Raw genomic sequence first — 12706 nt, 5'->3', positions numbered from 1 at the left:
TAATATTTTTTCATAATTATCTTTCACTTTTTATTCATAATAACATACTATTGGAATTCCTGGTTCAATATTTTCAAATATCTTTTGAGCTAAATAAGATGGTGCATTGACACATCCATGTGATCCATTTGTTTTGTATATATTTCCACCAAATTGACTCCTCCATATTGCATCATGTATACCAATTCCACCATTAAATGGCATCCAATAATTAACATCAGTAGCGTAGTTTTCTCCTTTTAAAGTTGCATTTTTTTGCTTATAATTTAACATATATACTCCTACAGGAGTTGCATGTCCTAAGCTTACATTTCCAGTTACTACATCACCTTGTGTAACCATTGTTCCATCTTTATAAAACCATAAATATTGTTTTGTAAAATTAATTTCCACATAAGTTCTTCCAATATCATTAACATCACGACTCACTGCCTTTTGGCGATATATTGGCTCTCTTGTAATAGTTTGTCCATTTTCAACTAGATTTATTAAAGCCTTAACTTCCTCTTCTGTATTGATAATCCATCCATAATTTCCTCCTGTAACTTTAGCTTTCGTTCCCATAGAGGTTAAAAACTCCCTAGTTCTTGCCACAGTATTATAAGAATTTGCTATTTCATTAACATAGTGTCTTATTTTTTTCTCATCAAATACAATATTTAAATCATCATCTACTTTAATCCATTCATTTATTATCGAATCATCTGCCACTTCTTTTCTATCACTAAAATCATAAGTTATTTTTGTTAATATATATTTGTTAAGTTTATTATTAATAGCTATAACTTTTGGAGAATCAGATGTATATTTAGGATTTTCGTAGCAATCAATCTCATCTAAATTTAAAATATTTACCCCATTAATTATTGATTTAACTACATTTTCATATAAAATATCTCGTTTTATTTTATTTCCATAGACTTCATCTACAATAGCATATCCATGATCTACATATTTAAAAGTAGGATTTTGAGGTTCTACTACTTTATTTTCATCAAAGCATGATAACTTATTTAAACATTCATTTAATAAATCTTCATCATATGAAACTAAATTCACACTGTTATAGTTACTTGTTTTAAAAAATCTAAAAATCCACTGAAATGGTTTCTGAGTATTTTTTAAATCTTTTAGCTTATCTTGTGGATCATATTTCAATTTAATACTATCATTTAAAATTTCTTCATTAGTTCCATCACGTTCTTTTAATTCTAATTTATATGATTCTAGCTCATTTGAAAGTTTTTTGTTAGCATCCTCTAAATTTTTGCATGAAATATTAACTCCATTTACTATAGTTCCAAAATAAAAATGACTTAAAAAATAAAAAGATAAACTAAGATATATAGTAATAAAAATAAAAAGAATAATACCTGTATTCTTTAAGTACTTTTCTTTATATTGCTTATCCACAATAATTACTTCCTTTCCTTTCTTAAAATAGTATAATGTAATAGTACTTATTCTAAATTGAATTCTTTTCATTATATTAAATTGATAAATTATTTATTCTATTTTTAAAGTATTTTTATATTTATAAATGACTTTAATTGTACTGAGTTTAAATAAATTGATATAATACTAATTAACAATAAATAACTTAAAATATATAGAAAATAAAAATGTCTTTAAACATGAGGTGATTAAATTTGATATTTTCTAATCTTAATATTGATAAAGATAAACCTATTTATTTACAAATAAAACAACATATTATTAATGGAATTAAAAAAGGCGAGTTAAAAAAAGATAGTAAACTTCCCTCCACAAGAGAAGTAAGTAAATTTTTAAATATAAGTAGAAATTCTGTTATTTCTGCTTATGAAGAATTAGAAAGCATTGGAATAATAATTACTAAGAGAGGTATTGGTACTTTTATTGCAATAGAAAGTGAGACCGAATGCTATCCATATAATATAAATTACGATTCTATGACAAATGATTATTCTAATAATCTTAGAAATTTGGATATTGTAAAAAATGAATTGCCTTATAAAAAAGGATTAATATCTTTTAAATCCATAGCACCTGAAAGTACTCTTTTCAATCTTGATGATTTTAAAAGAGCTTTATTAGATGCATGGTCATACGAAAATACTAATCTTTTAAATTATGGATATGCTAAAGGATACAAGCCTCTAATAGATTATTTTTTTGATTATATGATAAAAAAAAGAGTTAATACAAATAATAAAGATATTTTAATAACAAATGGTTTCACAGAAGCTTTCGATATAATAATATCTTCTTTAACTACCAAGGGTGATACCATTATTTGTGAAAAACCAACCCATAATACTGCAATAAAAATAATGAAATCCTACGGTTTAAAGGTTGTACAAATTGAAATGGATAAGGATGGTTTAAATTTACTTGAACTAGAAAAAAGTTTAAGTAAATGCAATCCTAAGTTTGGATACATAATACCTTCTTATAATAATCCAACTGGTATTGTAACTAAGAGTGAAAGAAGAAAAGAAATATATAATCTTTTTAGAAAATATTCTGTTCCAATAATAGAAGATGGATTTAATGAAGAGCTTCTCTACTCTAGTTCCCCAATTGAACCTATAGCATCATTAGCTGGAGAAGGTAATGGTATTATATATATAGGTAGCCTTTCAAAAATTTTATTTCCTGGTCTTAGGATAGGTTGGATATTTGCTGATCAAAAGCTTATTGATATTTTAGAAAGTGTAAAGCGTGGTAAAAACATTCACTCTTCTTTTTTAGATCAAAGTACTTTTTATTATTATTTAAAAAGTGGTTCTTTTAATAAATACTTGAAGAATGTTAGAAAATATTATAAAGATAAATATAACCTTATTATTGAAATGATAAATAAGTATATTCCTTATGAATATATAACGGGTGAAGGTGGTCTTCATGTTTTTATTAAATTAAAAGATAATATAAATTCTAGAGAGCTATTAGATTTGTGTTATAAAGAAGGTGTTATGTTTATGCCTGGAGATATTTTTTATGAAGGCAATGGTGATAAAAATACTTTTAGAATTGGCTTTGGTAGAGTGAGTGACAAAGATATTAAAAAAGGTATTAAAATTATAGGAGATAATATAAAACTATTATCAAGTAAATCTAACTTATAAGATAAACCACTATTTATACAAATTAAAAACTTAGTGGTTCTTTCTTTATTATGGTTACTTTAATAAAATAATATTAGAATAAGTGAACTATAATTATTATAGTTCCATTATTAATATTAAATAATACTAGTGAGGACGATAGTAATGGAAAAAATAATGCGACCTGTATGGGCAGAAATAGATTTAGATGCAATAGCTTATAATATGAAAAATATAAAAAGCTTAGCACAAGATAAAAATGTGATAGCAGTTGTAAAAGCTGATTGTTATGGGCATGGAGCTCTAGATGTAGTTCCCATTCTCCTTGAAAATGGTGCTTCTAGGCTTGCTGTTGCTGTTTTAACTGAAGCGATTGAGCTTAGAAATAACAATGTAATTGCGCCAATTATGATTTTAGGATACACTCCTGAATATTTATTTGAGGAAGTAGTTAATTATGATATAGAACAAACAGTTTATGATTTAGAATATGCAAAAAAACTATCACATGTAGCTATAAAATTTAATAAAAAAGCTAAAGTGCATATTGCTATTGATACAGGTATGGGGAGAATTGGATTTATTCCAAATAAAAAAGCAATTGAGGATGTTAAAGAAATATATAATTTAAAAGGTCTAGATGTAATTGGTATATTTACTCATTTCTCAACTTCTGATGAAACTGATAAAGAATATACTAATGAACAATTTAATAAATTCACATCTTTTGTAGATAAGCTTTCAATGGTTGGCGTTGAAATCCCAATAAAACATGTATCTAATAGCGGTGCTATTATAGATATGCCAAAAACTTATTTAGATAGCATAAGAGCTGGTATAATACTTTATGGATATTATCCATCTGATGAAATAAATAAAGAAAATATTAATTTAAAACCTGCTCTAACTTTAAAAGCCAGTTTAACACGTATACAAGAATTAGATGAAAATAGCTATATAAGCTATGGTAGAACATTTAAAACTAAAAGAAAAAGTATTATAGCAACTTTACCTATAGGGTATGCTGATGGATATTCTAGATTGCTTGCTCCTGGTGCTAAAGTTATACTAAATGGGCAGTTTGCTCCCGTTGTTGGTCGAATATGTATGGACCAATGTATGATTGATGTTACCGATATAAGTGATGTTAATGTTGGAGATGAAGTAATAATTCTTGGTGAAGATAGTGATTTAAAATTAAATGCTGACGATCTTGCCAAATCTATGGGAACAATAAATTATGAAATTCTTTGTATGCTTAAATATAGAATACCTAGAGTTTATATGAAAAATGGTGAAATATTTAATGTTAAAAATTATCTTTAATTAATATTATTTTTAAACTTAAATGCCCCACAGGATTTTTCCTGTGGGGCATTATTACGTTTAGCGTTTAAACATTCACCATTATATTTCTACAAATTTTATATATTATTTAAAACTCTTTAATAACAAACTACAGGAGTTCCAGCCTTTATATTTTCAAATATTTTTTGAGCCAATTCATACGGAGCATTAATACATCCATGTGAACCACTGGCCAAATAAATCTGTCCACCAAATTCTGTTCTCCAAGTTGCATCATGAAGTCCTATATTTCCATTAAATGGCATCCAATAATTAACTGGTGAACTATAGTTTTCTCCCTTTAATGTAGCATTTTTTTCTATATAGTTTAATCTATATGTTCCTACAGGAGTTCCCCAATTATTACTTACATTACCAGTAACAACGTCACCATCTGCAATTAACTGACCCTCTTTATAATACCATATATGTTGCTTAGAAAAATTAATTTCTAAATATGTATTACCAATATCATTCTTATTTCGTGATATAGCTGTTTGAGAATAAATAGGTTGTCTAGTAGTATCTTCACCTTTTTTTATTGTTTCAATTAGTCCATTTACTTCAGCCTGCTTGTCTATAATCCATCCATAATTTCCACCATCAACATTTACTGTTTCTCCTAATGATGTTTTAAATTCTCTTGTTTTAGAAAAAGTATTATATTTACTTGCTAAAGAATAAATATATTGACTAACATTTTTTTCACTAATCATTACTTCCATATCATTATTAACATAAAGCCAATTATGTATTGTAGAACCATCTAATACCTCTTTACTATCTTCAAAATCATATGTTATTTTTAAATTTGAATATTTATCAAGTAGATCTTTTGCTTCATTAACTTCTTTTGACTCTAAATTAAATTTTGGATTTTCATAACAGTCTATTTCTTCTAAATTTATTTTTGTTTCTCCATTAATAACAGCGTTTTTTACTACATCAGAAAATACTTCTTTTTTTATTTTATTACCTTTTACTTCAGGCAATATTTTGTAACCATTACTTGTATATTCAAAATCAGGATTTTTAGGGTCTGTTACATTTTCATTAATACAAGAAAGATTATCTAATTGTTTATCTAATAAATCTTCATTAAAAGTTACTATATCATTTAATGTAGAATGACTTTTACTAAATATAGATTTTGGCCAAGAAAATGCTTTTTGACCACTCTTTAAATTTTCTATTTTATCTTTAGGATCATAAGTTAATTCTATGCTATCACCTTTAATTTCTTCCTTTTTATCATCCCTTAATTCAAGTTCAAGTTTATACTGTGGAATTTTAGAAGCTAATAATTTCTCTGCTTCTTCAACAGTTACACCTCCAACATTTATACCATTAATTTGTGATCCAAAATAAAAATGTTTTGCAAAATATGCTGATCCCCCCAAATAAATAGCAAGTAAAATAGCAACACATACTATAATAGCTTTAACATTTGTAATATTTTTGGTAGGTTTGTGCCTTCGTTTTCTCATCTTTTTTGTCCCCTCTTTATATTAAGAAAAATTAAAAATTATATATTATGTATATAATGTATATATACACTTTTAATATATACATTATCCTAATGATTATATCACAAATATTCTTATTATAATAACTCTATATACTAGTAAAATCAGCCTCTATTTAAAGTAATTATTGTTATTACAATATACTTTGCTATATTATTTACTAAATTTAAGTTTTATCATATATTAAATTTATTTTTTATAATAATCACTAATAATTATTAATCCATTTAAATATTATTAATATTAAGAACAATATTTTTAAATTACATAGTCTATACTATAATATTAAATTTGAGAATAGGAGTTTTCTTATGAATAATATACTTAATAAAATAAATAATTTAGAAAAACTTATTGGTAATACTCCCCTAGTAGAAATATTATTTAAATATAAAGGGAAAGAACTGAAAGTATATTCAAAACTTGAATATTATAATTACACTGGAAGTATAAAAGATAGAATGGCTTTATATATTTTGAAAAAAGCTTATTTAAATAATTCTATAAAACAAAACTACACTATAGTTGAAACCACTAGCGGAAACACTGGTATATCATTCTCAGCTATAGGCACTTATCTCGGAAATTCTATTGATATTTATATGCCTGATTGGATGAGTGATGAAAGAAAAAAACTTTTATCAAGCTTTAATGCTAATTTAATATTAGTTTCTAAAAAAGAAGGTGGTTTTTTAAAATGTTTAGAACTTACTGAAAAAAGAAGATTAAATTCTGATACTGTATTTCTTCCATGTCAATTTTCTAATAAGGATAATGCAGAAGCTCACTATCTATCTACAGGACCTGAAATATGGAATACTTTAAGTAATCTAGGTATTATTCCTACTGCTTTTGTTGCTGGAGTTGGAACTGGTGGAACAATTATGGGTATAGGTAAATATCTAAAAGATAAAAATTCTAATATAAAAATATATCCATTGGAACCATCAAATTCCCCTACACTTTCTACTGGCTTTCAAGTAAGTGAACACCGAATTCAAGGAATTGTTGATGAATTTATTCCACCTATACTTGATTTAAAATCATTAAATGAAGTAATAAGTATTAATGATGGTGATGCTATTATAATGGCACAAAAGCTATCTAGAATTTTAGGTTTAGGAGTTGGAATATCATCCGGTGCTAATTTTTTAGGTGCTATAAAAACACTTGAACTAAATAATTATGAAGGAAATATAGTTACAATATTTGCTGATGATAATAAAAAATATTTAAGTACCGATTTAATGAAATGTGAACCAATTAAAGATAACTTTATTTCATCACACATTGAATTAATAGGTTTAAAAAGATTATAACATTATGCTATGTTTTATCAGAATGTCTAAATATGAATAAGCAAAGCAAACTAAGTAACTGAACTTTACCTATTGCATCAACATACATTTAAAACATAGCATAATATTGAAATTATTATTAAAATATACAATGTATAAACATCTATGAATTACTATCTATTTATAATTATCTGCTATCCCTAATTTTCATAATATTTAATAAGAGCTTGAGTACCTAGATCTCCTAAATCATGCCTATTTCTTAATAAGATATTTATACTCTATATCTAAAATTATAATATTTCTTGCATTTAAGTCATTTTGAAGATCTATTATTTCTGCTTCATCCCCATTTTTTTGTAGTATTTTAATAATTGGTCTTAATGGATTATTAATATTATCTCCAATAACTGTAGCACGCCTTTTATCACTTAATTTTACACAAGATCCAATAGGATATGGTTCTATTTTTTTCAAAAATGCCTTTACAACATTATAATCAAAGCTGCTACCAACCCCTGCCATAATATATTCTATGGCTTCTAAAGGCTTTATTGGATTTCTATATGGTCTATTTCCTGTCAAAGCATCATATACATCTGCTACAGTTATTATCCTCCCAAACAAAGGGATATCTTCCCTTTTTAGTTTATTCGGATAGCCTGTCCCATCAAATTTTTCATGATGACTTATAACTCCTAAATATATATCATTATCCATATATTTATTTTCTACAATATAGTTTCCACCTAACTCTGCATGAGTTTTAACAATATTAAATTCCTCTTCAGTAAGCTTTGATGGTTTTCCTATTATTTCTATTGGTATTGCTACTTTTCCAATATCATGTAATAATCCACAAACACCTAAATCACATAACTCTTTCTTACTTAAATTTAATGCACTTCCTATTGCAATTGATATTACTGTTACACTCAAAGAGTGAAGATATGTGTTAACATCATATGATTGTAAATCTGTTATTCCTATAGATGTTTTTTTATTTTTACACATATTATTGACAAGCTTTACAGATATTGATTCTATCTCTTTTATAACATTCTCTTCCAAAATTTTATGCTTACTTTTGCACATTTCAAAAATATTCTTAATTGTTGTTACAGATTTTTTTCTTAAGTTATCATCTAATATTAGATTTTTTCTGCCATCATCAATATATGCACCTAAAACATTGAAATTTATTAGTTTCTGTATGTTTGCATTTGTTAATATCATACCTTTCTTTAATAAAAAAGCTTTTGATTTTTTATTGTTATCTAGATGTATATTACTAGCTAATTTCATTCCAGCTTTCAATTCATAATAAGGTACAAATATCAATTAAATCACTCCTAAACCAGTTTACTTTTCTTCTTACTTTAATATTTTATCATTTTAAAGCAAAATTTAACATAATTTTTACTAATAATTATCAGACAAAATACTAAAGAGTAAAAAAGAAAAATACTATTGGTACATTTATGTAGCCATAGTATTTTCCTCAATATATTCTTAAAATATAATTTTTTATATTTTACATTTATTTAAAACCTTTTATTTTGAATCTCTATATTTTTTTAATTTTATTCTACATCTATCCATGTCATTTTATTTTTTAATCTATTTATTTCTGAGTCTTGTTCTTCTATCATTTTTATATAATTTTTCTCTTTTTCGCACCATTCTTTACTTAAATTATTAACTAATGATGCCATTTCATCTGCACTACCAACTATTCTGTTAAATAATAATAAATTTGATTTTAGAATTTCTGGAATTTCATTGTGTGAATATCTTAAAATATGATCTATTTCTCCATATCCTTCTTCAAATATTGTTCTAACTTGAATTTCTGCAACTACTTTTTCGTTTGTTGGACAAAACTCAACTAAGTAATGTACTGAACGATATCCTGAAGCTCTTGATCTCACTTTTATATCTAATTCCTCGAAGACCTCAATATTGTCTCCATCTCTAACATTAGCGGTTATTTCTACTACTTTCCATGTGTTTATTATGTACTCATGTATTTCTCTCCATTGCTCCTTAAATATATGTATAACCCTTATTCCAATTAAATCATTTATTTCTTGTTTATAATTATCTACTGTAAATTCAAAATCATCGCCATATTTTTCTTTTCTATCTTCAGTTTTTCTTATAATTTTTTCTATAAGCCTAATAGGTTCTTTAATTCTTGATTTTACTGAATGTATAACCTCTTGAGAACGTAATATATTAGCTATAAATCCTGCTTGATTTTCATAGGAATCTTTATACTCAATATAATCATTATATATTGCTTTCATGTTTTCCATATTAATATTATATTTCTCTATTGTTTTGTCAATCTGTGGATACTCTAATAAAAATTCATCTATATTAAATTCCTTTTTCATAAATACACTCCCCTTATCCAAAAAATTTTCTTATAATTTAATACTACACTAATTTTCTCATAATATAAATAGAGATATTTAAAAAGCTGAATTATGTATTACACAGAAATCAGCTTTTTCATCTATACTTGATTTTTTTTATTCCTCATAAATTTTGAAATCATCATTGTACAAACAGTATTACCAGATGAATTTAATAATGTAGCTGGTATATCAATTATTGTGGCTATTACAAGCATTATTGCAAGAGCTTCTTGTGGAAAGTTAAACATACTTAATATAAGCATTTCCCCTATTGCTCCACCTCCTGGAACAGCTCCTACAACAGCTCCTATTAATAATCCTAAAATTAATATAGTTATTAATGAGCCAATACTATCCGTGTCACGTCCAAATATTCCAAACAAGAACATAATTTTGTATACACCACCTATAACTGATCCATCTTTATGAATATTAACTCCTATTGGCATTATTATTTTAGCTATACTATCTGGTACCCCCATCTTTTTAGCTGCTTTTATATTTACAGGTATGCAAGCTGCACTTGAACATGTTGCTACTGCTGTTACTGCTGGTTCAACAGAATTTTCCCAAAAACTTTTAATTCCCCTTTTGCCACCAGCAATATATGCATATATTGTAAAGAATATACCGAAATATAATATTGACAGAACAGTATATAGTACAAATACTTTCAAGTATCCTGTTAATATTTGTCCTCCTAATTCTCCTATTATACTTGCAAAATAAGCTCCAAGGCCTATTGGTGCATAATACATGATTATACTTATAATTTTCATTGTTACTGCTGCACCACTATTTAAAAATTTTGCAAATATTTTACCTTCTTCTTTACAAAGCATTGTCGCAAATCCTACTATTATTGAAAATAAAATTAATGCAAGTAAGTTACTTCTTGTTAAAAGTTCTGAAAAATCACCAACACTGATGCTAGATACAATCTTTTCTAATATTCCAACTGAATTCATAGTTTCATTTTGATTAGAATTAATTAAGTTTTCAAATGTAGATAAATTTAATCCTTTTGTAGGATCAAATAATTTAAAACTAGCCACTCCTAATATTCCTGAAATAAGAGCAGTTGCTCCAAATACTATAACAGTTGTTCCCAATAATTTGCCTAACTTCTTAGAGCTCTCCATATTAGCTATTGATGATGATATACTAAAAAATACTATTGGTATTAATGCTGTAAATATCATATTTAAAAATAATTTTCCTAATGGTTCAAATATTTTTGCATCTTCCCCCATTATAAGTCCTATAGTACCACCAAATAAAATTGATAGTAATAAAATTATTGAATATTTATAGTTTTTTATAAACTTCAAAGCGTATTCCTCCTTAATTGAATTTTTATTTTTTACTCTTCTTGATAAAATATAATTCCTTTAATTTTTTATATAAAATATATCTTTGTTAATTTTATTATATACAGAATTTTAACTATAAATAGTGCATATATTGCTTGAAATATTGTAAAAAGTGCTCTATGATTTATATATATTATTTGAAAGGTTGTCATTTAAATGAATACAATTGATTATGGAAATAAAGCTGGCTACTTGCATAGTGATTTTAAATTATTTCATATAAAAGATAAGAAAAATCAAGAATTTGAATTCCACTACCATGAGTTCAATAAGATAATTATATTTTTATCTGGAAAAGTAACTTATCTAATAGAAGGAAAAGCTTATTATCTAAAACCTTGGGATATACTTCTTGTAAATAATCATGATGTGCACAAACCATTAATAGATTCGTCTGAAGCTTATGAAAGAATAGTAATTTGGGTTAATTCAAATTTTATAGAATCTCACAATTATAATAATTGTGATTTGATGACTTGTTTTAAATTAGCTAATAAAAAAAGCTTTAATCTTATTAGACTTGATATCAAATTACAGAATTCATTAAAAGGCATTATTAGTTCATTAGAGTCTTCATTAAATTCAAATGATTTTGGAAGTAAACTTTTAAACAATGCGTTATTTATCCAATTCTTAATTTATTTAAATAGGATATACCTTGAAGATATGTTTATTAATGATAAGTCATCTCTTAAATATGATAAACAAATTGAAGAAATATTAAAATATATAAATACTAATATATCAGAAGATCTTTCTATTGAATTTCTAGCAAAGAAATTTTTTATAAGTAAGTATTATTTAATGCATAAATTTAAAAAAGAAACCGGTTATACTCTTCATAATTATATATTGCAAAAAAGATTATTAATAGCAAAAGACCTTATAGAAAATGGTGAAGCTGTTTTAAAAGCATCTACAAAGTGTGGATTTAATGATTACTCTAGTTTTCTACGCTCTTTTAAAAAATTATTTAATAAATCACCAAGAGAACTTTTGTTGAAATAGATATGCCGCATATTAAGTTCCATTTAATGTAATGTATATATTATTTTTCTAAGGAAAAGATAAATACTGATTAAAGTATTACAGGAGGGAATTTAAAATATGGGTAATGATAAAATGTCAGCTCGTGAAAAAGCTAAACAAATGATGATTGCAGGGGATTCTTTTGATACCATCATGGAAAAAACTAATTTAAGGCTAAAAGACTTAAAAAAAATTAGAAGAAAAGAAATAGATACTCATTTTTAAAGTATCTAAACCTATATTTAAAACTATTTTCAATTAATAGTTTTTTTAAGTTAGTGCTATTTTTTTAATTTAGCACTAACTTTATCACAATTAACATTCATATAAATATAATAATTATTTATTTTTAAGGCTATGTTTTAAATGCGTGTTGATATATGCAATAGGTAAAGTGGCGTTGTAATTGGACTTTGAGAATTCTTAATGAGTATTGTCACATTTACTGCTTGTCGCAATTTTATATTGGGAGCAAGCTAAAATGGGACTATACTCATTTTAGCATTCCTAAGTTCAATTACTCAGCCCACTTTGCTTATGCATATATCAACACTTTGCTAAAACATAGCCTAAATTAAAAGTACAAGCACTTTAAGGAGGACTTTATGATAAAATTAATCG

At 25.6% G+C, this 12706-nt stretch carries 10 protein-coding genes; 5 read left to right on the top strand and 5 right to left on the bottom strand.

Annotated elements, in window-relative coordinates; translation table 11 throughout:
• Window positions 1-30: 30 nt before the first annotated feature.
• Entirely contained in the window at window positions 31-1413 is a 1383-nt protein-coding gene (locus NG918_RS05585) for a L,D-transpeptidase family protein (RefSeq protein ID WP_252214105.1), read from the bottom strand.
• 236 nt (window positions 1414-1649) lie between these two features.
• Here NG918_RS05585 and pdxR point away from each other — a divergent pair, with 236 nt between their 5' ends.
• Both pdxR and alr read left to right on the top strand, forming a co-directional pair.
• Window positions 1650-3110 (top strand): MocR-like pyridoxine biosynthesis transcription factor PdxR, encoded by a 1461-nt coding sequence (pdxR, locus tag NG918_RS05580; protein WP_252214106.1) that lies wholly within the window; start codon window positions 1650-1652, stop codon window positions 3108-3110.
• A 144-nt stretch (window positions 3111-3254) separates the two neighbouring features.
• Window positions 3255-4415, top strand: coding sequence for an alanine racemase (gene alr / locus NG918_RS05575; RefSeq protein WP_252214108.1), 1161 nt, complete (start codon window positions 3255-3257; stop codon window positions 4413-4415).
• A 119-nt stretch (window positions 4416-4534) separates the two neighbouring features.
• Here alr and NG918_RS05570 read toward each other — a convergent pair whose 3' ends face one another.
• Window positions 4535-5923: a L,D-transpeptidase family protein gene (locus NG918_RS05570; protein WP_252214110.1), complete on the bottom strand. Its 1389-nt coding sequence runs from the start codon at window positions 5921-5923 to the stop codon at window positions 4535-4537.
• A gap of 350 nt (window positions 5924-6273) precedes the next feature.
• On the opposite strand from NG918_RS05570, the gene NG918_RS05565 reads away from it, so the two are divergent.
• On the top strand, window positions 6274-7281 hold the full coding sequence (locus NG918_RS05565) for a PLP-dependent cysteine synthase family protein (protein WP_252214112.1): 1008 nt from the start codon (window positions 6274-6276) through the stop codon (window positions 7279-7281).
• A 234-nt stretch (window positions 7282-7515) separates the two neighbouring features.
• Here NG918_RS05565 and NG918_RS05560 read toward each other — a convergent pair whose 3' ends face one another.
• From NG918_RS05560 to NG918_RS05550, 3 genes are all read right to left on the bottom strand, one after another.
• Entirely contained in the window at window positions 7516-8601 is a 1086-nt protein-coding gene (locus NG918_RS05560; protein WP_252214114.1) for an HD-GYP domain-containing protein, read from the bottom strand.
• Between the two features lie 242 nt (window positions 8602-8843).
• Entirely contained in the window at window positions 8844-9659 is an 816-nt protein-coding gene (locus tag NG918_RS05555; protein WP_252214116.1) for a RelA/SpoT domain-containing protein, read from the bottom strand.
• A 122-nt stretch (window positions 9660-9781) separates the two neighbouring features.
• On the bottom strand, window positions 9782-11014 hold the full coding sequence (locus NG918_RS05550) for a dicarboxylate/amino acid:cation symporter (RefSeq protein WP_252214118.1): 1233 nt from the start codon (window positions 11012-11014) through the stop codon (window positions 9782-9784).
• A 198-nt stretch (window positions 11015-11212) separates the two neighbouring features.
• Here NG918_RS05550 and NG918_RS05545 point away from each other — a divergent pair, with 198 nt between their 5' ends.
• Together NG918_RS05545 and NG918_RS05540 are read left to right on the top strand one after the other, a co-directional pair.
• Complete coding sequence (locus NG918_RS05545; protein ID WP_252225167.1) at window positions 11213-12064, top strand: AraC family transcriptional regulator; 852 nt, start codon at window positions 11213-11215, stop codon at window positions 12062-12064.
• Between the two features lie 99 nt (window positions 12065-12163).
• Complete coding sequence (locus NG918_RS05540) at window positions 12164-12310, top strand: hypothetical protein (RefSeq protein WP_252214122.1); 147 nt, start codon at window positions 12164-12166, stop codon at window positions 12308-12310.
• Window positions 12311-12706: the final 396 nt, after the last annotated feature.

Source organism: Clostridium sp. ZBS2 (assembly GCF_023845855.1).
In the GTDB taxonomy this organism is placed as follows: Bacteria; Bacillota; Clostridia; order Clostridiales; family Clostridiaceae; genus Clostridium; species Clostridium aquiflavi.
This window is presented reverse-complemented; position numbering and strand designations above follow the sequence as displayed.